This window comes from Bacillus sp. S10(2024) (assembly GCF_050473865.1).
GTDB lineage: Bacteria > Bacillota > Bacilli > Bacillales > Bacillaceae_G > Bacillus_A.
On record NZ_JBFLUR010000002.1, the window covers coordinates 2,602,448 to 2,628,441 of the forward strand.

Sequence of the window (25,994 nt, forward strand, 5' to 3'; positions counted from 1 at the left end):
TATTGGATTTCCCTCCAAAAATAAAATAGCCTCAACTCCTTAGAAAGAGTTGAGGTTTCAACTTAATAAGAATATATAACCGAAATCCTATTCAATACATATCTGGATAACAAAGGAGACTTTTTTATAATAGTATACTTCGCTACCTTATCCTCTTCTAACCTTAGCAATTTATTAAATATGCGTTCTTAATAATTCGCCTATCGCCTTAGCAATTACATCTGACATTACTGGCGGTACAGCGTTCCCAACTTGCACATATTGTGCAGTTCTAGGACCTTCAAACTTAAAATTATCTGGGAATCCTTGAATACGCGCTGCTTCTCTTACAGTAATAGATCGACACTGTCCAATATCCGGATGAATATTATAATGCCCATCCTTAGCAATGTGAGCAACAACAGTGTGAGGAACTTTGTTATCAAAATGCACTTTAAATCTATCTAGGAAGGAATCCTTATTCTTATGTGTTTGTAATTCTTCAGGTAAATCAGAGTATTTAAGCTGCTCACCCATTATGGCTTTTTGAATTGCGATTCGATATATTTCTCTATCCCTAGGATTTATAGCTCTTGCTTTATGATTTATAATACCTAAACTATCTCTTCTCAAGTAACGCTGATACGCTGATAAATTTAAGTTACTGAATTGCTCATAAGTAATTAACTTCCCATCGCACCCTTCATTGGGCTGCAATCTAGGTAGATCAGCTATGACATTACTGGTACACCCTTCTTCTCCCCAAATAAACTTAAATTTAGAGAAATCTGGATAAGGTAAATTTAGAGAGCTTTTATAACCAAATAAGAGAACTCTTTTTCTACTTTGATGGACACCATAATTAGCAAAATCAATTACATTCTCACGGTCAATTTCAGATTTCCCTGATAGAATAGTATAACCAATCCTAGCAAATTCTTCTTTTATTGCCTCAAAAACCTTACCTTTTTTCGCATTTAAGATTCCTGGAACATTTTCAAATACAAAAGCCGTAGGCTGGAACTCCTTAACAATGTTCAAATAATAGTAAAATAAATAATTACGAAAGTCTTTTTCAGCACTATCCTTCATTCTGCTTCTTCCAACAAGTGAATAAGCCTGGCAAGGTGGCCCTCCTATAATTAAGTCTACCTTGTTCACATTATTATATATCATACTATCTTGAATAAGTTTAATCACTTCTCTTGAGGACGTTGCTTCGCTATCATTCTGGGGATTCCCAAATTTTTTATTTAAAATTTCATATCTAATTTTTTCACGAAGCTCAGGATATTTTTTATAAACAATTTCTCTATTATCTTCAATTGATCCATAATTTTCTGAGCGAAGAAGAAATTCATTGTAAAGAGCTGTATCATTCTTCTCTTTCAAAAAATGATAAAAACTTCTCGTTTTCAATGTTTCACAAGCCCATTTATCTTTTTCAACTTGAGCTATAATTTTATATCCCTCTCGATGAAAGCCTTCACTCAATCCTCCTGCTCCTGAAAATAAATCAATCACTATCATTATTTAATCTCTCCTGCCATATATAGAAACTTTCTCAAAATATCCTTTTGATCTTAACTCACTAAACAATATGTTTATCTTCCCTACACTTTCATCTTCAATTAAGTTCCCTATTTCAATATTATTTATAATTCCATTATAAGAGAGATTAGAAGATGAAACAAAAGCTTTCTTACTATCTACTGCAATAACTTTGGCATGTAAAGACGAAAAATCATCATTCTTCTTGTAACAGTATACCTTTATTTTCGATTCATGTTTTAGCAAGTTATTTTTAATAAAATTTACAGTCTTAATATTATTATCAATGTAAAAATTAACCTCAATGCCTAAATTACTTTTTGCAACTAGAACCTCTATAATCTCACTAAAAAAATCAGATACAGCATATCCAGTTAAAAGTATATTATCTTCTGCTTCGTTAAGAATCTGTCTTATAACACTTATTGTTTTTCTAAAATTCGTATTTATTTCAGTCGGTAAAGTAGCGACGAATTCAACATGACCTGTTTTCTCTTTTTCATCATGAGAAAGTTTACTTAGGAGCAACATTGCTCCTATCTCAGAATCACTCAAATTTGGAAATATCCTTCTCATTTTATTTTTCATTGAAAATAAGCGTCTATCTTGTTGATTTATTATCTTTGTAAATTCATCAATTTCTATGTTTGATAAATGTTTAAATTCATCTTTTATTTCTTCATTCAAAATTAAAATTCTGGATAAATTTACATTATTCACTTGTTAAACTAACTCCTCGACTTTAAAGAATGGTTTTATCTCACTGTCCATTACCCTAACTACTAGTGATCGATCAAGCAACCGGTTTCCAGTCTCACAAGAAGTTTCTGCAAGCATAGTACAAGCATGGCAAGCAGCCCCATTTAATTGACTTTCCTCATTTGGTTCTTGTGTTGCACAGTCAGGATCCCCTGAACAAAAGATTGCCTCTTCTAAAGCAGAAACAATTATTTTTCTTAGTTTAGGAATATTCCCCATTTCTACAAGACCACCCAATGAACCTTCCTGATCTGTACTCCCTGTATAAATTAGAATTCCAGCCATTTCATTGCCACAGTAGATACGCTCTTTAATCGCTGTTGATGAGTAGCCAGACTCATGCGACAGCTGTTTCATAAGCAAATGAGAGAATGTATGCAACATTACATATACAGCATTCCGATTATTTTGGTTACTCCAGCCTTTATTCTCAACCCATTCACGGTATAAAGATTGATAATCTAAAGAGCGTTTTCTGACTATACTATTCTCCTTTAGCCATTGGTTAATAATCTCTTGATTAAATTCAATAAAAATACCTTCCCCATATACCTCGACAGCTGGAAGCCAATTTGTCTTAGTATCCCCACCTAACCATACAATATTAGGTAGTTCTCTTACCTCTGGTTCAGGACTTTCATTTCTCATAAAACCTAGCAAGACTAAAATCTCTTTTAAGCGATGTACTTTAACAATTTTTGAAAAATACTGCTTTAAGTCTGTAGGCACTTCTTCCTCTTCCGCTTCAAAATCACCTTTTCTAGTATATTCAGTAAAATTTGTTAATGATTCATATTCAATTTCCTTAATCTGCTCATATTTATTAATGTCCTGCTTGTCTCTATCCCTATACTTATACCATTTTTCAACAAAATCATCTAAACTAAGGAATAAGGGAGAATCTTCTAAGTTACGATTATAAAATTTAACCAACCCCTCATGTCCCCAATCCTCATCATATTCTCGAATACGTTGTTCATAAGAATAAAAAAACTGGGCTAGTTCTTCGTCCTTATCTGGCATGGATATAGCACTTCTTAAGGCTGGAAAGTATACATTTGAAGCTCCTCGTTGTAGAGGAATAATTCCCATAACACCACAATTTTTTCTTTCATTAAGGCGATGTGGATGATTACCTGTACATTTTAATTCTTCAAATACCTTTTCTGACATTGCCCCTTTCATTGACTGCCATGGGGCACCACACTCACATTTTACTCCCATCGAATCTAGACTTGACGAATTCCCTGAACTTGTCATATACAATTTCCCATTGCATATCACTGGTTTCTTACCATGCGCCCACCATCTCCAAGGAAAGTCATCTAAATGATTGTTACTACATGAAACAACAAATCTGGATGGATACGCTTTATATCTACAATCCGGACACGTAGGTCCTTTCTTTAGATATTCTGACATGATAAAATTTTCTCGAATATCAAATAATCTACGGCACTTATTATTGCTGCAAACATGGTAGTTAGGAAACGGAATAGAGGGAAGATCAAACTTCCCTTTATCTGATATTTTTTTAAAATAATCTTTTCTTAAAAATTCTGCTAGCCTTTTATCATAAATAATATCAGTAGCATTTGACCAGTAATTTATATCAAGAACCATAATAGAATCATTAACTGAATCCATTATAGCCCCGGGGCCATAGGTGGTAACTAGTTGACCTGGTCTCACTTCTCCAACTTCATTTTTCATTATTTTTCCCACCCTTCATAGATATAAAGCTTAGACGTTCCTTCTATCTGTCTCATTGAATCTACAGTTGGTTTCTCATGTGCTTCTCCTTTTGCCTTCTCTCCAAAACGTCTCAGAATCCGTTTGTTGGTCTTCGTTCTAGCTTTCTTACTATCAGCGTAGAAATAATATTCAAGAATTTTTTCTATTGAAGCTATATTAATCCATTTATCTAGAAATTCATCTAACTCTTTTATAGTTTTTGCTGTATTTTTAGATTCAACGATTGATACACGTTCTCTGATTATTTCCTTTAAGGAGTGTAAATTCACATTCTTTATATTTATAGCATCTTGATTCTTAGCTAAAATAGGGTCAGTCAATCTTAATATAGCAACCGCTATAGCATGTAAAGCTCTATCTCTAGCTCGAGAAGCAAACGGGGTTGCTGTTGTCCCCTCTACGTAATGATACAATCTACTATGATAACCCTTAAAGTTTTGATAATGTGACAAATCCCTAGGACGATATGGGTTATAAACAGTTACAACAAGACCTGGTTTGCTTCTCCCTACACGACTAGAAGCTTGAATATATTCTGCTGTCTGTTTAGGTTGGCCCGTAACAACCATTAATCCTAATCGATCAACATCCATCCCAACTGATATCATATTTGTTGCTAAAGCTACATCCAACTCGTTATTATTAATTTTTTTTTCCAACAATTCTAATACTTTAGGGATTTTACTTGAAGGAATGCGTGATGTAAGCTCTTCCTTACGATTAATGTATCTCCTCTTAGAATAACCATATTTCTTTTGTAGAGTCTGTATTCTTTTGTCAACGTCATCTTCTAATAGACGCACTGCTCCACCCAACTCCCTAATACTATTAAAATATCCTATTAGGGTTCTATAGGGATCTATATACTCTTTAAGTTCTGGATCCTCAGAAAGAGTTTCGGTTGTCTGTAATAAAGAAGCATAAACTCGTAGCAATACCGTTTTCATAGAACTTCCTGTGACACAAACTCCAGCATAAAGGCGAAATGGCACTTCTTCAACATCCTCTTCCCTGCTAAAAAAAGAGTTTTCTACCTCAAGCCCCGGTGGAGGGAACTGCTCAAAAGTCACTCTTCCAAAAACCCTTTTTATCTGTTCCCCTGCATTTTTTATAGTAGCTGTTGCAGCTACATATTTAGGCTTTATAACTTTGCCATTTATCGTACATGAACACAATTCCTCTATTGCCGTTTCATAGCTCCCGTATATCGTTCCCAAAGGACCTGTAATTAAGTGTAGCTCGTCTTGAATAATTAGCTCTGGTGGGTAAAAAGGTTTTACACTAGATACATTTGCCTTAGGATTTCTATGAAATGCCGCATGCCCTTCTCCTTCAGCAATATAACCACACTTCTCACACAAACGATCTACCTTACCGAATACAGTAGCTGTTTTTTCATCCCAAGGTAATCTTGCAAATTTATCTACAGTACCAATTATAATACTAGGTGCTCTACGATATATTTCTTCATCAATAAGGTATACCGGTACATGTCTTTTAGAAAAGAAGCATAAATTATTTGTACAATATATTTCTAGCCCCTGTTTAACTGTAGTTGTTTCATTATTAGGTAAAAATTTATATTCTAAGTTTTTCTCCCCACAACAAGGACATTCAAGAACTTGTTTCTTTAATTTTTCATATTCGTATTTCACCTTATTAGTAGAAATGTAATCCCTTTCACTTAAATCTTTAAATTCATTTGCTGTTACTTGTCCCCCAACCCAAAAACCTACGGAGAACTCAGATTTACCAAGTTTTTTGTCACTGTTCTTCCCTCGAATATATTCACAGGCACAAATCACTCGCATTAATCGATCTCTTTGTTGAGTTGTTAATAATCTTAATGTATATCTCAAAAGTATTGTAACTCCACCGTCTTTGTTGTAGGCTGTACAATTTGAGATTGTCATTCTTCGATAGCCCAGTAAAAATGCTGCAATTCCTAAGTACGCTTCTGTTTTCCCTCCACCAGTCGGAAACCATAATAGGTCCACAATCTTTCTTTCATCTGACTCTGGATGAGTTAATCCTTTTATATTTATTAAAATAAAGGCTAACTGAAATGGTCTCCAATCAAAACTTTCTTTGTTCAACTCATCTTCCAGTGTTGTTTCATTACGATTCTTAGCATATTTTTTCATACAAATTTGTGTGTGCATCACTTGATTCATAAACTTAAAAGCTTCGAAAACTGTAGAGTCTGTCCTAATAAGTTCAATTCCAGTTCTCATTCTGGATAATGCATCACGACATTTTTCTATACTTTGTTGAGCAGATATCTTATCAGCTACAGCCTCCACTGGTAGCCCATCAATCCAAAATTCATAACGATTTGCCAAATTGTCTAATTTTGCAGCTACATTTTCCTTTCTTGTTTCCTCAGAAAACTGCTTTATAGATAAATACCCCTTTGGCACTATTCCATATTCATTATCTTCCGGGAGTTCAGTGCTCATACTAGCAACTTCATGGGTAGGAATAAAATTAGTTTTTAACACTTTAGCGTATTCAGAATTATCATTCTCCCAATTCACAGCACAACCAAACCCTCTAGCAAAAATAGGTTTATTTCTATAAAGAAATTCATCAAAATTCGTATTATCTTTCCGTGCTTCATTTTCACAAAGAAAAATCCCTTTTTTATCACCATTACTTAGTTCGAGTTCTACTTGAAACAACGCATTATTACTATTTTTATCTATATTGCGATTACTTAAAAAAACTGATATCAATAAATTATCAGTATCCTTAATAAAATGCTTTTTAATAAATAAATGTACATTAGATTTTTCAAGAACCTCAATTGGAGACTCAATAACGTTGATATCTATTCTCTTTTTAAATGTAATGGTTTCCCTTATCCAAATTGGTACATCTTTTTCTTTTTTCTCGTCAAATTTTTTAGATTTAGAGTATTTCCCCCATCTACCTTTAATAACTATATCGTTAACATTATTCTTAACGTAGAATTTAATCCCCATGGAATTTTGCTGTTTAAATACCTTAGAGTTATTTCGTACAATCGCATCATCATCTGTCCCCCGATCTTCCTCTTCTGTATCTTGATATGTTGCATGGTCGGCTTCAAAACTAGCTTGTTGTTCATCTAATTCTTCTTCTATTGGTTTCTCAGACTCAAGTGGATATAGTACACCTGTAATATAGGCTTGAGATGGTGGTTCAGTAATTATATCTTGCTCGTCATGCTCCGGACCAACTAAATCCCTTTTTAAATCTTTAAGCATTATACTGCGTATTAATTTATACTTCTCCCTAGACAATGTTTCCAACTCCTTTTTAATCCCTATCAATATGGTAAAAGTGGCCTATTTCAGTTGGTTTCACTTTATAATTTTCAGTAGAAATAGCCTGTATTTTCTTAACCTTAACGGCTTCACGTAACATTTCAGCATTTAAATTATATTTCTCTAATACCTTTAATTCCTCATCTTCAAATTTCCTGTTTGCATAATAAATAATTTTATTAAGAATCCGTGCTGCCTTTCTCTTTTCAACCCTTATTCTTGTCATCGCATCGAAGTAAACATTGGGGTTTTCAATAAAATCCCGAATATTAAGAACTTCCCCTAATATCTCGATATCCTTTTTATCGCGTGGGCCATAACTATATCCACTTCTCCAATTAGCTAAAATACCACGCGTTTTCTTATCCCATCCAGCCCTTTGCATGCGATGAAATAGCTCTTCATTTGTAAGCTTATACGATATAAATTTATCTTCATATATGTCTCTCCATCTTTCAATTAAAGAAAAATTCTTAACAATTTCATCTTCGCCTTCAATTGAATTTATAAACAACTTATAGATATCTTGTCTAGCATCATTTTCTATAAATAAAATCTCATCACCTATTTTAAGTTCTTCTAGGGACTTTTTACCTAGTTTTCTATTCTTTCGATCAATATAATTAACTTTACTTTTCAATCTCATAAATAAACATCCATTATTATCAAAAGTCACCAGTTTAGCAGATGCTACTTTTTCACCATTATACTCTCTTTGAGTTCTCAAATAAGGAACGTTAACCTTATCCGTTTGAGCAATAATATCCTCCATCAATATACCTTCATCCAAATATATTAAATCAGAAATTGAAACCAAGCGATTTAATATATATTGATATAATGTATTTCTTGAATTATAGTATCGTCCATTATCCTCTGAGTTATCTATCAATGTCATCTTTTCTAGCTTTTTTTTAATTTCATTAATTTCTAAATTATAAAGTAACATATAAAATTTCTTAGATGTTGCCTGTGTCATAACTCTTAAATCTTGTAAATTCATTGCAGAGAACATAATTAAAGTATGGTCATATATTTTCGTTCTATTTTTCAGCACTTGCTTTTTGTTATAAAAATTTATTCCTAACCCTTCAAGTTCATCAATATTGACCCTTAAAGTAAGCGCTAACTTTTCTTTCAAAGCAATACTGCAAACTTTGTTAGAGGAAACTATAGCAACACTTCTATTCTTATCAACCTCCCTAATTATAGTATCTTTTAGCTCTTCAAATTTAGGACAATATGTATCAAGTTCATACTTGTAAAATATATCCTCAATAAGTTTAATAATTGCTTCAAAATCATCATCTTCATATCGATTATCACTTTCTTTAAGTTCCTTAATCAAGCTATTAATTGAATCAAATTGAAGTTGATACGAAGATATTTCATCAAATTTAGTACCTTCTATCGGCATCCTAATTATGTTATATAGAAGGTTTGATAAAATATTCAAATCGTATGAGTCAAATCGTTTTCTTTTTAAACTAAGTAGTAATTGAAACGCTTTTTCTAACTGTATCTCAAACTTTGCCCGTATATATTTAACCTCCAATCCTGTAATATTCGTAGTAAGTAATAATTTTTTTAAACTTATTACTTGATTGCCCAACTTGAAATGATCTTCTTCCTTACGATTTAATAGAGTCTTACCATCTATGATTAGATTTTTGGGATTACTTCGTTGAGCATATAGTATTCTGTCATCTAAAGGATTATCAAAAAACATTAAAGTTCCTTGTGAAGGGGCAGCGAAAGTTTTACTCGTAAAAGAACCATCAATAAAACAATAGTCATACTTAATATCCTTATTTTTTAGGATACCTATATTTTCCGTAACTAAGAATACAGGACTTTGAACATTATCTTTTCGACCAATATTATTTCTTTCACCTCTCGAAATAGCTTGAAAACTATGGTAACCTGTTGAAATAGGTAATAAATAATGAAGAGGTACCGATTCTGGGATATCTGAATTAAAATATCTATTCAGTATATGCCTCCAGTATATGCGTGAAAAATAGGGATCATCGATGTTACAAAATATCCCTTTACTATTAAAATAACGATACTGCTCGTTACAAATATTAAACCAGCTATTAACATAGACCATAGTTCGTGTTAATATTTCTAAAGAATGTTTTTTATCGGCTATTAATAAAATAGTAGTCCTCTTGGTCGGGACAGATGAAAACTTATAGTTCTGTATTTCATTACGTAGAACTGCCGATATTACCAGAGGTAGAAACATCTTTTTATTTGGATAACAAATTAAGAAATTTTCCTTTGTATAAATGCAATCTATGATACCCCGAATTAAAAATTCATCTAATTCTCCTAACTCTATGGTTTCATCATTATAAGTTATTAGGTCCAATTTATTACTGTTGATTACTCCCATTTAGCACCATCCTTTCACACCACAAATAATTATATTATTTAAATATATAATTAATAAGAATTTTATCGAATCATGCCACTAATTGTAATTTAAAATTTTTGAATTAAATAATAAAAATAATCTTACAAATTATACTTAATCTCCTTAATAAACATTTTACAATATTACGAATTATTTTCCACCCTTATAGTTAGAATTTTCCCAATGGTTCCACTTTCCTTACTACACGCCAAATTGTAGTAATAGAAATGATAACTTAAATATGTACATTAATGCGGTTCTTACGAGTATTTGGGGAGTTGTTCTACTCGTAACTACACTGATATAATTAAAGAAAAGGAGTTGATTCACCTGAATAAAATTCCTTGGTCACCGCTAGACTCTTTTCTGAAAATTGTAGACGTCTATCAAGAAAAAGATTATTTACGTCTCACTATACATAGTTTGCATAGCTCAAACTCTTGTCCAAAATGCCACCATACGTCTTCTCATCGTCGTAGTAGATATACTCGCCTTGTACAAGACCTCCCCCTCATGGATCAGCCTGTAAAACTATTATTAATTTCAAATAAATGGTTCTGTGATTCTATCAACTGCTCCGTCAAGGTATTTTCAGAACGTTACAAGTGGTTAGCTCCAAATGGTCGATGCACACTTAGAGCTGAAGAAGTATTACGTAAAATTACCTTTTCTACAAGCTGCTTAGCTGGTGAAAAGGTAGCCCAGGCGATGCATTTACCAGTTAGTCATGATATATTACTTACGATTATTTATAAGACAACTATAGATATAGAAGTATCTCCCTTTTGTAGGGATTGATGATTTTGCTTTTAAAAAGAGAAATAATTCCGGGACTCTTATTGTCAATCAAGAGACAAAAAAGCCTGTCGCAATCTTAGAAGGTCGTTCAAAAGAAGTTGTGATAGGTGATAGGGTGGCTTCAAGAACATCCTAGTATCCAAATCGTAAGTCGTGATGGCTCTGCTTCCTATGCTTCTGCCATCTCGTCTGCTCTTCCGCATGCCAAACAAGTTGCCGATCGGTGGCATATTTTAAAGGGTTTATTTGATGTGTTAAAAGACTCGATATATTAATATATTCCATCATCTTGGAAAAATGCGGAACACATCAAGTCTGATAAAATAACTCCGATCGTGCGAAAAACAGACTCCAAACGAGAATTGCATCAAGAAAAAGTGTGGCTATGTATTCAACAAGTTCAAGAGTTGGTGAAACAAGGAAAGGGAATTACCTGGATAGCACCGCATATGAACATCAGCCGCGCCACAGTCTATAGCGATTTACATCGAAAACATAAGCCTGATTGTCAGCGTTCATCTATTCTATATCCGTTTCTTTCCTAATATACAGAACTGGGTTAAAGAAGAGAAAACAGTCGATCAAATGGAAAAATCACTACAATTACTAGGATATAACGGTTCGCGATCTACCTTAAATGCTTTTGTTGCCCAGATACGCAAAGAGTTCAAAGTGAATAAAGTTACAACTACAGTATCTAGGTCACACATTCTAAAATGTACGTGGAATGAATCTAACGCTAAAAAGCTAGAAGAAAACGTATCACAAGTATTTTTGGAAGAATTCCCTGATTTACGACCATTACATTTAATGGTCCAAGATTTTTCAGCTATTATTCGAGAGAAAAAGGCATCTTCACACTTAATAGATTGGCTAAAAACGTATAAAGACATATCATTTTCAGCCATGTAGAAATTCACAAAGTATGTGGAAAAAGATATAAAAGCCATTTCTGAAGCATGTACACATCCATTCAGTAATGGTGTCACCGAAGGACATGTTAATCGTCTCAAAACAATCAAGCGAATGATGTATGGTCGTGCAAGTAGTAAGTTACTAGCTCTGAGAGTATTGTCATCTACCTAGCATAAAATGTTTTTCTGAAAAAACATTCTCCTATTCCAATTCCCCGGTATGCATATAATCACCAAAAGTGCGTAAGAACCTACAAAATTTACATAAAAAAATAGAAAGCACCCTATATACCATCGATATAACAACCTTTACGCTCAATATTCCTGAAACGTAAAATATATGTTTCTTATCTTGACAGTGTGGAGGTCTCTGGTTAGATCACAATTGGGATCATAATGAAACCCATCGACATTCAAGGATGGGTTCTTATGTATAGCATTAACTCAATGAAACGAGACTTGTGGTCAAAAACAGGGCAGGAAAATCTATATTCCCTATTATTTATAGAAATAAAACCGCCCTTGCAGACGGTTTTACTTTACGCTTATACGTTTACTTTCTCTAACTCCATTTCCATGTCATTTAATACGTTTTCTTTCAAATAAAGAAACCCTGCTTGCTCTCCTTTTGTCATACCACGAAAATCATGTATTCCATCTAGCAATAACCAACCCGCATCACCTATGATATTCTGGTATCGCTTCCGTTCTATCTCGTTAGGTATCTTCATGAGCATTTCCTCGGTACTAGCGATTGAGAATCTACGCTTTACCCCATCGATAAAATATACCGAAATGTAATCAACCGCTTTATTAATTTCAAAATAATATATATTATGACCATGCTTCACTTCTGCAATATGCCGTATTAACTTCTTTCCTTCTGATACAGATACTTTACACTTCGCCAACTGCTTCATGTTCTTCTCTCCTTTACTGTAATTTATCCTTCCATTACGTGTAAAATTTTAGCACTTCAAAGTTAACGAAATGTAAATATAGTATAAATTTCCCATTAACAATGATTAAATCTACTTTTTATATATCAGCAAGCTGAAAATAAACGAAATTACTCCTTCTAAAAGAACGAACGTTCCAATATATAGGAGTGATTACTTTGTATGACTATTCTCTATTACCAAACCGTTACATCTTATGCGTGGATCTTCGAAGTTTTTACGCTAGTGTGTCCTGAGTCAAAATGGGACTCGATCCAATGCGTACGAAACTAGCTGTTGTTGGCGATGTGAATAGACGAGGTCCGATTGTGTTAGCTGCGACTCCACCCTTAAAGGACTTAGGAATTAAAAAGATGAGATCGGCTGTACGAAATCCCGCGACGACCAGACATACTTATTGTCAATCCAATCATGGAAACATATATAGGCCACGAAAAGTTATTTTTTTCTTTACGAGCTTTCTTGTCTATGATAATATTCGGTGTATGGAAATTCTATATACATAGAATAATTTACCTTCCGTATAGAAAAGAGGATTGATTATGCCTTTTTCATATGATAAATTATGGAAACTAACTGCTAATATGGGAATGAAAAAAACTACATTACGTGATGTATGTGGTATAACGTCAGCATCTTTATCTAGATTAAGTAAAAATGAAAATGTCAGAATGGAAGTGCTCGATCGAATTTGTAATTGTTTAGAATGTAACATTGAAGATATTATTGAGCATGTTCCAGAGAGGAAAAAAATGAAAAACCATAACAATCTTAAATTCATCGATTTATTTGCCGGTATCGGTGGTTTTAGAACTGCAGGTGAAGAAAACGGCATGGAATGTGTTTTCTCATCAGAAATCGATAAATTTGCCTGTGAGGTATATAAGAATAACTTTGGTGAAATGCCTCAAGGGGATATAACAAAAATAGATGCAAAAGATATTCCAAATTTCGATGTTCTTTTTGCAGGTTTTCCTTGCCAACCATTTAGCTATGCGGGTCAATTACAAGGATTTGAAGATGAAATACGAGGTACTCTCTTCTTCGACATTGTGAGAATTTTAAAAGAGAAAAAACCTCAAATGTTCTTACTAGAAAACGTTAAAGGATTAAAATCTCATGAAAAAGGAAAAACGCTAGAAACAATATTAGAACGTCTTGATCAATTAGGTTATCATGTGCATTGGACCATTCTAAATAGCTTACATTTCGGAGTTCCACAATCAAGAGAAAGATGGTATTGTGTAGGATTCAAAAAAGATATAGCATTTGAGTTCCCTAAACCTACGAATAAAAATGTTACCCTTAGGGATATAATTGATTGGAATGAAAACAATAATTCTTTACTCAAATTAAGTGAATTTGAAATGAGTCGAATCAACCATCACTTTAATTCTTGTCCTATAGATTCACCTAATCAAATAAGAGTCGAACACGATAACTCTAAATACGATCCCGACACCAAAAAAGGTAAATATGGGATATTCTCTTATTTAAAGCCTGATAAAACATTACGTTTTCATGTGGGTGATTTTGCTAAAACTCAAATACAAGAAGCATATTACTGCAACTTAGATAGCTTTACTCCATCAATCATTGCGGCAAGGGCTCCAAAATTATGGGATTTAGGACGGCATTTATCAGATAGAGAATGTGCTCGACTACAAGGGTTCCCGGAAGATTTTAAATTAGCTAACTCATCAGTTCAAGCCAAGAAACAACTAGGCAATTCTGTTACGGTTCCAGTAATCTCAAAAATAATTAAAAATATGCTGCATGCTTATAAATCCGATGCACCTTCTGTTAAACAATTAGAGTTAATTGAGATCAACTGAAAAGATGTGTCCTGAAATTAGGACACATCTTTTGTTAACCTCATCAGTTTAATCTATTAAATGTAAAGTATTCTTTACATGAGCTACAAAAATTGCATTTCGTTCCTTAATAGGTTTGGAAAAGTCCACTGAAAAAGCAAATAAATTCGTTTCTTTAAAGCTATCTACATTTATTCGTACAGGTTGAAGAGAACCATAATAAGGATATACTAATCCTCCATAACTAGATTTCAATGTGTAACAGTAGAAAAGCAATTGATATAAATCTGACAATTCACCAATTTTATTGTACTTAGAAATATCTTTATTTTTTGCATCCAGTACTGCAAATGCTGAATTATTGTCATTGTGGTAGTCAATCATAATATCTGGTGAATAAGATTTAATATATTCATCTAATCCTACTTTAAATTTCCCCATTGGTTTGGCTTGATCCCACTTTATAACATTTAACTTAAGATGATTTAAAAGAACTTTTCTTACATACTTCTCAAACAAATTATTTGAGTTGACTAGATAAGAAGAACTTGTGACTTGATTACTTTTCAAATTGATTTTCAAGTCTTTTAAAATCTTCTTTGCCAATCCTAATACAATTGGATACTTTTCATTTTCAAAGTAAATTTTAGATTCTTTTTCCATTAGCAAAATTGAGAGAGCGGTTAAATCAACGTTTATCTCATCGAAGTAAGAGTTCACTAATGCATGTAATTTAATATATTTTTCTTTTTTACCTAAAATTCTAACTTTATCCAAAGCTAATTTAATGATTTTATTGTATGAAGTATCTAAAGTATGAACTTCATATTCAATAGGTATTTTATCTTGAAGCAAGTTCATTGGAGAGATTTTATCTACTAAAATCTTACCACGAATTTGATTTGTTTCTTCTCTTACTTTTATAAAATCTCCTTCCACACCAATCTTGACGAGATTAAATGCTTCTTGTAAAAAAAGATCTATTAAATTTTCTTGGATTCCGTAACTTTCATTTTCTCCTAGTAAACTACTGATTTTATCATTTAATAAACCTTCATTATACAATTGCATTTCTAAATAGTGATTAGAGGAAAGTTTATTTATACGCGGTTGAATGTTAATTACTAAATCTTTAATACGAATGCTGCCTATGGTATAACTATCAAAAATTATGGTCTCGCCTTGTAATGACATAGGCAAATCATTATTCTCATTTAGAAGTTGTTTAAACTCATCAATGTAGTTTTTATTCAAAGTATAAGAAGAATTCTCATAGATATTGATAACGTTCATATCAGCTCAAATATTCCTTTATAGCTTGTACAAAGTCTGTACCATTTGGTTGATTGTACAGTTTCTCTCCAATTACACTCACTACCAAATCAGCGCTTCCATTACAATAATCTTCAATTAAAGGTACTACCACAAAATTGAATAGATGTTCAAAATCTTCTACTGGCCATACATATTTATCAGTTTCTGTTGAGTAAACATAATCTTTTAAGAAAATAGCATGTCCTATAACCATTTCTTTATTACTTAAAACAGAGAATAAATTTTGATTAATTTTTGATAGTAAATCAGCTATAGAAAAATCATTTCCTTCAACTTTCGCCTTGTCAATAAGAATACCAACATCCGGTTTACAATATATTTGATAGAACCGTCGTTTAATAGCGTAATCTATACGACCGACAGTTCTATCCGTTGTATTCATCGTCCCTATTATTTTGAGATTATCAGGTAAATAATAATCCTTCTCTTCCCCATTAAAGGATAATTTCAATGTTTCTCCTCGATCTAGTAACTGAATCATCTCTCCAAATACCTGACTCACGTTAGCTCGGTTAATCTCTTCAATTATTAATATATACTGTTTCTCGCAATTTGCATCTGAAACGGCTTCTTCTATGAACAGAATCAAATCACCTTTTTTATCTCTCAATGTTCCGTTTTCCAAAATTTTTCCACCTATAAAATCTTGGTAAGAATATTGAGGATGGAATTGAATTCGTTTTACGACATCAAATCGTTCTGATAATCCCTTAGCTAAGAATGATTTAGATGTTCCAGGTGGACCCATAAAAATTGCTTGTCTAGACTTATCAATTAATTTTTTGTGAAAATCAACACTTAAGGTTGTTTGACCTTGTGTCGAGAAACTTCCTCCCACAAACTGAATTAAGGAATTTTGAGTTACTGGTACCTCATTATCTTCAGTTTCAAATCTTTCAATCCAGTCTGGATTCTTCTCATGATTACCAATAAGATTTCTAATAAAATGTGAATCAACCCTATTTTCAGTATATTCAATCATCACTCTATTACTTGTAGAAAAAATAAATGTTTTCTCATCTTCAGTAATATTGAAGTAACTATTAAAATTAGCAATTACATTAGACAGTGGAACTTCATATGTAAACTCATTAAACCTTACACACCAAATACTTAGAGCATCCAACGGCACTTTTCCTTCTATATTTCTAAAAAATTCCAAGTAATTATGTTTTAACTTTATTAAATTAGGATTGTCAGGATCATTTGTGACAATAGCCTTCCATTGACGTCCTCCACCTGCAACGTTATTAATTAGTCTTTGTGTAGACCACATTTGAAGTGCTTCTGTAGGATTTTTCCCCCAACCTTCCATGGCCAAAGGATTAATAAAATTAAACTTTTCTTTTAAATAATCATCAGAAATAAATAAATAAGCCAACTGTCGTGTTGCTTCTAATAATTTCTTTTTTGTAGATTCCGAGGACAACTCAAGGTAATCATGTTGAGACAACCCTGCATGTTTTAAAATCAATAAAGTAAACAATTCATTATCATATTTTAAATTTGTGTTCGAAAGAATACCATAGCTATCAGTGATTGTAGTTTCGCTCAAGTAATACTTTTTCATCAATACAGCTCCTAACGTATACTTTTTTAAAATCCTTTAAAATGTATATAGTTTAACATCTACGTCTAGTATACTATTTTATTTACTTACCACCAACAAATCTACAATACCCTAGCATTCCACTTCACCAAACAACGCATTCATACTCTCTAATAATTCCGTTGTATCCTACCAATAACGAAAATTACTCGTACTCGTATAAATTCTTATATAAGAGGCATCTGGATTTTTAGCCCGTATACTTATTTCCATTCCTTTATCTTCAAATTTTGTGAGTAACGCGATTCTTTTATAAGATTCAAGTGAATCCACTTCTATGTCGAATAGCAAATTTATCTACCCTCACTATTTTAAAAGGATTAAAACGATTTAACTTACTATGTAACCTATTAAACAAAAAAATGATAGAATTTCAAAGTTATAGTCCATTGTTTTACGCAGCGTCCTTGTCATTATGTCTTGTCAGAAAATTCATCTAATTCCATTTCTAATTGTTGAATTTTATAGCACAACTATTTTATCGTTATGTTTATTTATTAAAAAGTAACACAATAAACACAAAAAATAGCTCCAGTGTAATACCGAAACCATCTTTTAACCCCATAAAATTACAGATATAATATCCACTTATAATGTACAATTCAAGAATATTCCTAGTTACATAGATAAACTAATTTTTTAATCTATATCATACTTTCTATATTTGATGTCCATTAAACTAAAATCATGTGCAGATCTATTATCAAAAACTTCAAATTCAAGAATCTGGATAATAATTGTCTCTCCCCATTCATCCTTTGGAATTATTTTATGATCTTTTAAATACTTGATTCCTGAAGCGATTCCCAAATACTCATCAACTTTTACTTTGCCCAGAAATGTTGTAAAGTAGTTCCTGAAAATTAAATCCTCCGATATATAAAAACTTTTCACCTTAAAACCATTCTTTGCTAATTCTTGAGGGTATGCATCGTTCATTAAAACCCTACTTAACGGGTCAATGATAATAATCCAATTGTTAGCATATCCTACTCCAAGACTATTTCCCATTGAAACAGATGAGATATCTTCAAAACATACATCAGTTTGTCCTAACTCAAACACATCTGGAATCACATTTCCAATCTCTTTTTCATCTGCATAAACAGCCATTACACTAATATTCCAGGACATTTTCCACCTCTAAATTCATCTGATTTTTTTGTTCATCTTAACTTTCTTATGATCCTACAGAAAGAATAGCACATTTTCCATTTTACGGGATATTCTGTTTCGATAACAATGTGGCAATACCACAATAAGAAGTTTTGAATTCCAGTTACTCCCCCATTAAATGATTGAATATTTACATTTAAATAATCAACTATTTATGTTTTAATATTCTATGTACATAAAAGGGATAATTGGAAAATTTTATTTAGTATGTTTTAAGAAAGGGGAATGTTTTTTATATGGAAACTCCAGAAAATCAATTTAAACGTGCACTTAATCCTTGGTTCTCCATTTGGACAAAACCACGTGATACAATGAAAGAAATTTTTATATCCAAACCTAAGAATGTGTTTTTACTCATTTTATTAGGCTCATTCGTACAGGTTTTAGATCGAGCGTCTTCTAAAAATATGGCGGATTCAATAAGTAGTCCATTTCCACTAATCCCAATAGTTATATTCAGCACCTTCATTGGTGCCTTAATTTATTATTTTTTGGTACCGGCGTTATTTAATTGGGTAGCAAAAAAACTTGGTGGACAAGGTACCTTTGAAAAAACACGTTACGCTACTGCCTATTCTTATATTCCTTTCGTTTATTCTCTTATATTCGTTTGGGTGCCTTCATTATTCTTGTTTGGGATAGAAAACTTTACAAGTGAGACACCAAAAATGGATAGTAGCACAACTTTAGCGATTTTGTTCCTTATTTTTACCATAATTGATATCGTTATTGGAATTTGGACAATCATTATTTCCTTAAAATGTTTAGGAGAAGCACACCAATTTTCAGCATGGAAAGCATTATTAACAACAATAGTGTCCTTTATAATTATCGTTCTTCCATTGGTAATAATAATACTACTTATACCAGTGGTTAGAACCCTTTAATAATTTATTTTCTTCTTATAGACTTTCCTACTTCAATTTCAGGCAAGTTTATCCCGCTATTCGTGGGCGTGATTGCTAAACAATGAGCAGACGCTATATTACTTGTCTGTTCTATAAATGATTGCATGTAAATAATTAAGAAACCCAGCTCATCTTCTCATGTGAAGGTAGCTGGGTTTTTAAAGTTGGATATGCAAAATAACACTTAAAAATAGAGATATAAAAGAATCATCGAGGCCACTGAAAAATTCCCATTTTTCATCTCATAAAACACATGTAAAACAAGAAAGGCAACTTTTCTTTCAAAATTGAACGGAAAGTCGCCTTTCTTTCTATATTTTTGTTCCTTTTTTCTTTTAATAGGGGCATAATTCGTTTTAAGTTAACAGCAAATATAGTCATTGCTCATCGTTACTAGACTAATAAGTTGAATCTATCACAGCCGGAATAACACATTCCTTAATCAACTCCCACCTATCCCGAGGATTAAACATAAATTCAGATGCAATTGCCACAACGAGGTCTTTTTCTGGAACACAACAAATAACATTCCCACCATCACCTCGTGCTAAGTATGTAAAAATCCCATCCTCTTCGTGCACCCACCATAAATAACCGTAGTTATTTAGATTTATCGTTGTTGATTCATCAATCCACGTCTTAGAAACAATCTGATTGTTATTCCACATACCACGCTTCACATATAGAAGACCAAAGCGTGCCATATCACGAGGTGTTAGTGTAAGTCCCCATCCTCCAGTAGAGTTACCGTTTGGATCTTTCACCCACCCTTTCACATTTTTCCCGAATAAGTCTTCAAAACCAAATGATTTCATTTCGTAATCCGGGATTTCTTTCATGCCGATGGGTTTGAATAAGCGTTCGTTAGCAAACTCACGAGCACTTTTTCCTGTACTACGAGTGATGATAGCTGAAAGTAGATGTGCTCCTGCGGTGGAATATTTAAAAGTGCCAAGTTTTCCTTGTTTTCCTAACATATCAAGGGTATATGTTACCCAGTCTGATTGCTGACACAGTTTGTCTAATGGTTCATGCCAGTCTTCAAATGAGTATGGTGCTGTCATGGTAAGAAGATGGCGTATTGTGATTTCCTGCTTTTCAGCAGTATCGGAAACATATTCGGGGAAGAAATCTAGCACCTTCTGATCTACATGTTTAATATATCCTACATCTATGGCAATCCCAATGAGGGCAGAAATGATACTTTTCGTTACAGATGCCACATGATACATATCATCCGGGCCGTAACCATTGTAATATCTTTCATATGCAATATTTCCTTTTCTCACAACAACGATGCCATTTATATTGTGGTAATCGGATTTTATCGTAGATTCAAGCGCTGAAAGTTTTTCAAGGTCCATTCCCAAGGTTGCCGGGTCTGGAGTTGGCCAGTCATTTCTTTTCATGATAAATGCCTCCTTTTGAAAGTAGTAAATCTTGCTGTTATTTTTTCTTTACTGGAAAATACACCTCTGTCACAATATCTTCTGGAACGGTGATTTGATTGGGGTCAGTTATGTATACTTCATATGGTGAGTTGATTAATTCATATCCTTCTTTTTCAGTCCATTCCATTAAATTAGCGTATACCGATGTTAATCCTGGATAAGCCCCCTTTAAAACAGACTTTGCACAAAGACTTCCGGGCAAGTCTCTCGTTCCTTTTACAGTCTCTTCTATTGAAATAGCAAACTCCGTATCATTACCGGCGGGGTTGTATTCAGAGCTGTGATAAATCGTCATTGGCTTACCAAGCAAAGTGAGTTTTTCCGTAGCAATCTTTTCATATAGCCTACTAAAATATTTTCCGTACCCTGCAGCATAATCATCGCTACTCATCATCTGACGTATTGAGAGGATATTCATTGGCTTTGTTTCCACAAGTTTTACTTCTATATCGTCAAGGTATGACATAATTGGTATACCGTTCTCTAAATTAAGAATGTCATTGCTCATTTGATTTAAGGTATATTCAATAGCGTTTAGCTTTTCCTGTATGTCCTTTCTTTTACGATTAAGAGCAGAAAACAGTTTCTCTTCTGACTGATCCTCTTCCAACTCCAAAATGGCTTTAATTTCTTCTAGAGAAAAATGATAAGATTTCAAACGGTTGATAAGAAGCATCGTTTTTAATTGCCTAATGGAATAATATCTATAACCATTTTCAGGATTAATCTCATCTGGATGAATTAATCCAATTTCATCATAATACCGAAGCGTTTTTGTTGATACTTCGCATATCTTTGAAAATTCCCCAATTGATAGCAAGAGGCCACCTCCATTTTTCATATTTTTATATGGAACTTTGTTCTATTCTTTTATACAGCTTACCGTAAGGGGAAAGTCAATCACAATAATCCTCCCAACTAAAATAAAAAAACACTCACGAGAGTGCTTTTTACTAACATCTTATATTTACACGGTTGCTTTAGCTTTTCTTTGATTGACCTGCGTGCTACGGCTATAAAATTGCTGTTCGTAACAACCCACGTTTGATTTGCTTTATAGAATTCTTTTGCACCAACAATTTCTTGAACAGAACTAATTCCTACATTCTTCTTATAACGCTTTGCTTGCACAATAATCTTTTTGTTATTTTTTCGTAAAATTAAATCCGCTCCAAAGTCGCCAGATGCCTTCGTAACTTGTGTTTGATAACCAAGTTCTCGAAATAAAATACCTAAGTATTCTTCAAATTGATGACCATTCATTTTATCAATATCATAGATTTTTGATTGCTTGCGTTCTTTTCGCTTCTTAACATTCACATAAATATATAACAATATAATAGCTGCTGATATCATTACGATTGGTATCCAAAACTCACGTTTCCATAGTATTGCGACAACTGTCATAACTAGTAAAGAATCTAATATGGAATCATCTTGCTTTCGTTTTGCCATCTTCTCACCTCCGCTCTTTTACTAAAATAACTAAGTTTAATAGGCTATGTAAAATATAATTCCTAAAATAACTAGGACAATACCCCCTTTAATTATTGGTCTAATACTATCTGGTATATAAGTACTTGCAACAAATATAATACCCAGTAGTACCCATGCATACCAAAGCATTTCCTTTAGTGATTGCGGTTGTTCTACATTGAAATTCATTGCTTTTTCCTTTCTATATAAAATCCTTATATTTATATAATACATTATTTCGAACTAAAGAAGCACTCTCATAATTATTCATAATCCCATTAAACCTCCTTAGTTCCCAACTCAGCCGGACTAAGAAGGTTTAATGGGAGATAATCATTTATTATTGTGATAATCCCTATTTCTTTTAATGCTCTTTTTATGAAATATAATTTAGGAATTTCACTATAAGCAACGAATAGGCTATCTTAGTGTCAATTATTTGATACAACTCATAGCCTTTTCACATCAATTTCATTAAAAGAAACCCTTTAAATCCTATTCTTATTTTTCACCTGGATTGTGGAAGGGAAAAATGTTATGTAATTCAAGTAATGCTCGTCCTGTACGCTCTACTTTGAACGTCCCTTCATTATAAGATTCTTTGTATTCTTCTAACCTCCACCGTGGTAGACCCTCTCCTTCGTTAGGTAAATCGTAATCTCCACCGCATGGATCAGATAGACTATAAAGAACTCCATTAATAGCCGATCTAGCAATCCAATAAGCAAATATTCCTATTTGTTCATGTGAAATCCCCGCGTTTATCATTTCACTTACAATCATATCTGTTGGATTAGAATTCTTTTGATTATTGGCACGTTCAATAGAATGTTGAACCCATCTCTCATTGTCATATAAATACATATCTAGAGCTGCTTGCAATGGCCTTAAAAAGCGAAAAGCAGCAAGGACCGCTTCTTTCCCTTTCACCTCATCTTCAGCCCATTGTTCAGGAAACTGTACACCAAATTCTTTTAATATTTTAGTTATATTTTCTTTCGTAGGCTTCTTTTTAAAGTCCTCTAGAATAGGTATTAAATCTTTTTTCATATACTCCATATTCTTTCTCCCTCCCCCTATATATTCTATATCGAATTAACATAATTTTAATTAAAATTTAGAAAATATTGTTTTCCTTTTCATGTTTTAGAAACTCGCAATATCCAGATTCCCCCATACAATAAGATTATTTTCACTATTTGCGCATTTCTTTTCATTTCTTGAACAATATAGAAAAGAGGTATAAACAGGGAGAGAAAATCCATGTCCAATCAATTAGTAAATTTACGAATTGATTTTGCGTTTAAACAGTTATTTGGCACAAGTGGTAGTGAAGATATTTTAATCGCGTTTTTAAACGCCATGCTAGCAAACTCTTTAGAAGCTTCTATTTTATCACTTCAATTAGAAGATCCCCATTTGCATCGTGAATACGAGGATGATAAGTTATCAATTCTAGATGTATCTGCTACATTAGATACAGGGATAAAAATTAATGTAGAGATACAGCTGAATAATACCCATGACATGATTAAACGTAGTCTATATTACTGGGGAAAACTGTACACTTCACAATTACAAAAAGGTATGCCTTATAGTTCGCTTCATCGAACCATTACAATCAACTTGGTCAACTTTGTACTGTTCCAAGAATATGAAGATTTTCACACAACAGGGAAATTGTTGAATATACAAAGACAGAAATTATTTAGTGCGGATATAGAAATTCATGTTGTAGAAATCCCGAAATTGATGCAACAATGGCGGGAGGAAAAAATCAATCCGTGGAAAGATTCTTTTGTTCGCTGGCTGTTACTATTACCAGCGAATGAAGATGAACACTTAACACAAACATTGGAGGATATTGCTATGAACCAAGATCCTATTTTACAAAAAGCAATGGATAAGTGGGAACGTATGAGTCAAGATTCTTCTTTCCGCAAAGAGTATGAAGCAAGAGAAAAAGCCTTAATGGATGAGGCTGCTAAGTTTGCCCATGCACGTAATAAAGGAAGAGAAGAAGGAATACAACAAGGAAAGATCCAAATGATTCGAGGAATGCATGAAATTGGAGTTTCACTGGAAATGATTGCGAAAGCAAGTAAATTGAGTGTCAAAGACATAGAACGTATTTTGGAACAAAAATGAGTGAGTAGTAAAAAAGAGGCTTCCCTATGCTTGGGAGCCTCTCTTTCTTCGAATCTGCACAATCCTACTAACCGGCACACTCGCATCATGCATAACTGTCAATGATTTAGCAAAACGCTGTAAGTACTTTGAATCATGACTTTTCGGTGATACGATAATCATTTTATGTTCAAGTTCTTCTTCAAATAAGGTAAATACCTTTTCCTTACGATTATCATCTAACGCACTATCTTATTCGTCGAGAATTATATAGCCAGGCGACGCTTCGATTGTTTGGAGTAATGCTAGCGAAAATAATAAGGAAGATAGTGATTCTTCTCCTCCGGATACACCACTGCCAACCTTTCCACCCAAGGATAGCCTCACCTAACTAAGCTTTCACACGAAATAATCCCGCCGGACTCACTCTATCTGGAACTTGCTCCGTAATTGCCTCTCCAATTATCAAACTAGCTGTCGCAGCTGGGGACGGGGCGTTGCAAATATGCATGGAGTTAATGCCTGGGATGATGCAGAAATCATCGACCATGTTTCCGTTAGAGAGAATGGCTTGCGCTCTTACCCCCGCATGAGTTGGGACGATGTCTTTTTCTGTTAGTTCTGGGATTAGGCGCTGTAAACTTTTGAGAAATGATTGTTTGCTGAATGAGCGGATCATTTCTTTCATACCTTCTTTCATGTTTGGCATGGCCATTTTCCAGAAGCCGGTGTAGGTCATTGTTTCCATGAAGTCTTTTAGGTTAAAGTCTTTTTTTGTGTAGCCTTCTCGCTTGAAGCTTAGGACAGCGTTGGGTCCTGCGTGTACGTCTCCGTTTATCATTCTTGTAAAATGCACACCTAAGAACGGAAAGTCGGGATTAGGTACTGGGTAGATTAAGTGTTTCACGAGATGGCGTCGTTCTGGGATGAGTTCATAATATTCGCCGCGGAACGGGACGATTTTCATATCTGTTAATATTCCTGCTTTTTTGGCGATTCGATCGCTGTGTAGGCCAGCGCAGTTAATGAGAAATTTCGTTACGAATACGCCTTGGTTTGTTTCGATTGTGACGACGTCTTTTTTTTCAAAGATTTGTTCTGCTTTTGTGCCTAGGTGCACTTCTCCGCCGTTTTTTTCAATGAAGCGGGCAAAGGCATGGCTGACTCCTTTGTAATCGGCAATGCCGCAAGACGGAACGCGAATTGCACCTAATCCTTTAACATGCGGCTCGATTTCGGCCAATTCTTCTGAACTAATTTTTGCAATGTCTAAGCCGTTTTGCAGGCCTCTTTCATAGAGATTTTGCAGAAGCGGAATCTCTTCTTTTTCTGTCGCGACAATGACCTTTCCGCACATGTCATAAGCAATTCCGTTTTCTTTACAGAACTGAACCATTGCGGCATTTCCTTCTTTTGCAAATTTTGCTTTGAAGCTGCCTGGTTTATAGTAAATACCGGAATGGATGACACCGCTATTATGTCCCGTTTGGTGATGGGCCAGTTCGTTTTCTTTTTCAATGATTGCGATTTTGGCATGAGGGAATTTTTTCGTTAAGGCCATCCCTGTTGAAAGCCCGACAATTCCCCCGCCGATAATAATAAAATCGTACATGTTGTTTCCCCTCCTAAAAAATATCTATGTATATCATGAAA

21 protein-coding genes and 3 pseudogenes are annotated in these 25,994 nt (G+C 33.6%); 9 read left to right on the plus strand and 15 right to left on the minus strand.

Annotated elements, in window-relative coordinates; genetic code table 11:
* Nucleotides 1-174: 174 nt before the first annotated feature.
* From AB1280_RS13290 to drmE, 5 genes are read right to left on the minus strand one after another with little or no spacing between them, the layout of a single operon-like run.
* Nucleotides 175-1,509, minus strand: coding sequence for a DNA cytosine methyltransferase (locus tag AB1280_RS13290; protein WP_429756110.1), 1,335 nt, complete (start codon nt 1,507-1,509; stop codon nt 175-177).
* A 3-nt stretch (nt 1,510-1,512) separates the two neighbouring features.
* Complete coding sequence (locus AB1280_RS13295) at nt 1,513-2,250, minus strand: phospholipase D-like domain-containing protein (RefSeq protein ID WP_429756111.1); 738 nt, start codon at nt 2,248-2,250, stop codon at nt 1,513-1,515.
* Between the two features lie 3 nt (nt 2,251-2,253).
* Complete coding sequence (gene drmB / locus AB1280_RS13300; RefSeq protein ID WP_429756112.1) at nt 2,254-4,002, minus strand: DrmB family protein; 1,749 nt, start codon at nt 4,000-4,002, stop codon at nt 2,254-2,256.
* On the minus strand, nt 4,002-7,328 hold the full coding sequence (gene drmA, locus AB1280_RS13305) for a DISARM system helicase DrmA (RefSeq protein WP_429756113.1): 3,327 nt from the start codon (nt 7,326-7,328) through the stop codon (nt 4,002-4,004). The genes drmB and drmA overlap by 1 nt, the downstream gene beginning before the upstream one ends.
* Nucleotides 7,329-7,344: 16 nt before the next feature.
* A complete protein-coding gene (gene drmE / locus AB1280_RS13310) occupies nt 7,345-9,753 on the minus strand; it encodes a DISARM system-associated protein DrmE (protein WP_429756114.1) in 2,409 nt (802 codons plus the stop codon).
* Nucleotides 9,754-10,095: 342 nt separating this feature from the next.
* On the opposite strand from drmE, the gene AB1280_RS13315 reads away from it, so the two are divergent.
* The 5 genes and pseudogenes from AB1280_RS13315 to AB1280_RS13335 form a co-directional block, all read left to right on the plus strand.
* On the plus strand, nt 10,096-10,572 hold the full coding sequence (locus AB1280_RS13315; protein WP_429756115.1) for a transposase family protein: 477 nt from the start codon (nt 10,096-10,098) through the stop codon (nt 10,570-10,572).
* A 107-nt stretch (nt 10,573-10,679) separates the two neighbouring features.
* A complete protein-coding gene (locus AB1280_RS13320; protein ID WP_429756116.1) occupies nt 10,680-10,847 on the plus strand; it encodes a transposase in 168 nt (55 codons plus the stop codon).
* A 60-nt stretch (nt 10,848-10,907) separates the two neighbouring features.
* Nucleotides 10,908-11,117 (plus strand): helix-turn-helix domain-containing protein, encoded by a 210-nt coding sequence (locus AB1280_RS13325; protein WP_429756117.1) that lies wholly within the window; start codon nt 10,908-10,910, stop codon nt 11,115-11,117.
* Nucleotides 11,118-11,157: 40 nt separating this feature from the next.
* Nucleotides 11,158-11,484 carry a hypothetical protein gene (locus AB1280_RS13330; protein WP_429756118.1) on the plus strand — a complete coding sequence of 109 codons (327 nt, stop codon included), beginning with the start codon at nt 11,158-11,160 and terminating at the stop codon, nt 11,482-11,484.
* Between the two features lie 12 nt (nt 11,485-11,496).
* Nucleotides 11,497-11,658 (plus strand): annotated as a pseudogene (locus tag AB1280_RS13335) (transposase); the annotation flags it as partial.
* Between the two features lie 373 nt (nt 11,659-12,031).
* On the opposite strand, the gene AB1280_RS13340 reads toward AB1280_RS13335, so the two are convergent.
* Entirely contained in the window at nt 12,032-12,406 is a 375-nt protein-coding gene (locus tag AB1280_RS13340) for a hypothetical protein (RefSeq protein ID WP_429756119.1), read from the minus strand.
* A 197-nt stretch (nt 12,407-12,603) separates the two neighbouring features.
* On the opposite strand from AB1280_RS13340, the pseudogene AB1280_RS13345 reads away from it, so the two are divergent.
* A pseudogene (locus tag AB1280_RS13345) lies at nt 12,604-12,871 on the plus strand (hypothetical protein); the annotation flags it as partial.
* A 116-nt stretch (nt 12,872-12,987) separates the two neighbouring features.
* A complete protein-coding gene (gene dcm, locus AB1280_RS13350) occupies nt 12,988-14,280 on the plus strand; it encodes a DNA (cytosine-5-)-methyltransferase (protein WP_429756120.1) in 1,293 nt (430 codons plus the stop codon).
* Between the two features lie 48 nt (nt 14,281-14,328).
* Here the strand turns inward: dcm and AB1280_RS13355 are convergent, their stop codons facing one another.
* From AB1280_RS13355 to AB1280_RS13365, 3 genes are all read right to left on the minus strand, one after another.
* Nucleotides 14,329-15,552 (minus strand): 5-methylcytosine restriction system specificity protein McrC, encoded by a 1,224-nt coding sequence (locus tag AB1280_RS13355; protein ID WP_429756121.1) that lies wholly within the window; start codon nt 15,550-15,552, stop codon nt 14,329-14,331.
* 1 nt (nt 15,553) lies between these two features.
* Entirely contained in the window at nt 15,554-17,164 is a 1,611-nt protein-coding gene (locus AB1280_RS13360) for an McrB family protein (RefSeq protein WP_429756122.1), read from the minus strand.
* A 678-nt stretch (nt 17,165-17,842) separates the two neighbouring features.
* Nucleotides 17,843-18,337, minus strand: coding sequence for a hypothetical protein (locus tag AB1280_RS13365; protein WP_429756123.1), 495 nt, complete (start codon nt 18,335-18,337; stop codon nt 17,843-17,845).
* Between the two features lie 278 nt (nt 18,338-18,615).
* On the opposite strand from AB1280_RS13365, the gene AB1280_RS13370 reads away from it, so the two are divergent.
* The gene (locus AB1280_RS13370; protein WP_429756124.1) at nt 18,616-19,266 is read left to right on the plus strand and encodes a Yip1 family protein; all 651 of its coding nucleotides are present in this window, start codon (nt 18,616-18,618) and stop codon (nt 19,264-19,266) included.
* A 419-nt stretch (nt 19,267-19,685) separates the two neighbouring features.
* On the opposite strand, the gene AB1280_RS13375 is transcribed toward AB1280_RS13370, so the two are convergent.
* The 4 genes from AB1280_RS13375 to AB1280_RS13390 form a co-directional block, all read right to left on the minus strand.
* The gene (locus tag AB1280_RS13375) at nt 19,686-20,696 is read right to left on the minus strand and encodes a serine hydrolase domain-containing protein (RefSeq protein ID WP_429756125.1); all 1,011 of its coding nucleotides are present in this window, start codon (nt 20,694-20,696) and stop codon (nt 19,686-19,688) included.
* A gap of 37 nt (nt 20,697-20,733) precedes the next feature.
* On the minus strand, nt 20,734-21,558 hold the full coding sequence (locus tag AB1280_RS13380; protein ID WP_429756126.1) for a MerR family transcriptional regulator: 825 nt from the start codon (nt 21,556-21,558) through the stop codon (nt 20,734-20,736).
* 98 nt (nt 21,559-21,656) lie between these two features.
* On the minus strand, nt 21,657-22,193 hold the full coding sequence (locus AB1280_RS13385) for a restriction endonuclease (RefSeq protein WP_429756127.1): 537 nt from the start codon (nt 22,191-22,193) through the stop codon (nt 21,657-21,659).
* Nucleotides 22,194-22,715: 522 nt separating this feature from the next.
* Nucleotides 22,716-23,273 carry a hypothetical protein gene (locus tag AB1280_RS13390; protein WP_429756128.1) on the minus strand — a complete coding sequence of 186 codons (558 nt, stop codon included), beginning with the start codon at nt 23,271-23,273 and terminating at the stop codon, nt 22,716-22,718.
* Between the two features lie 204 nt (nt 23,274-23,477).
* Here AB1280_RS13390 and AB1280_RS13395 point away from each other — a divergent pair, with 204 nt between their 5' ends.
* A complete protein-coding gene (locus tag AB1280_RS13395; RefSeq protein WP_429756129.1) occupies nt 23,478-24,362 on the plus strand; it encodes an Rpn family recombination-promoting nuclease/putative transposase in 885 nt (294 codons plus the stop codon).
* A gap of 24 nt (nt 24,363-24,386) precedes the next feature.
* Here AB1280_RS13395 and AB1280_RS13400 read toward each other — a convergent pair.
* Both AB1280_RS13400 and lhgO read right to left on the minus strand, forming a co-directional pair.
* Nucleotides 24,387-24,713, minus strand: a pseudogene (locus AB1280_RS13400) (ABC transporter ATP-binding protein); the annotation flags it as partial.
* 19 nt (nt 24,714-24,732) lie between these two features.
* On the minus strand, nt 24,733-25,953 hold the full coding sequence (gene lhgO / locus AB1280_RS13405; RefSeq protein ID WP_429756130.1) for an L-2-hydroxyglutarate oxidase: 1,221 nt from the start codon (nt 25,951-25,953) through the stop codon (nt 24,733-24,735).
* Nucleotides 25,954-25,994: the final 41 nt, after the last annotated feature.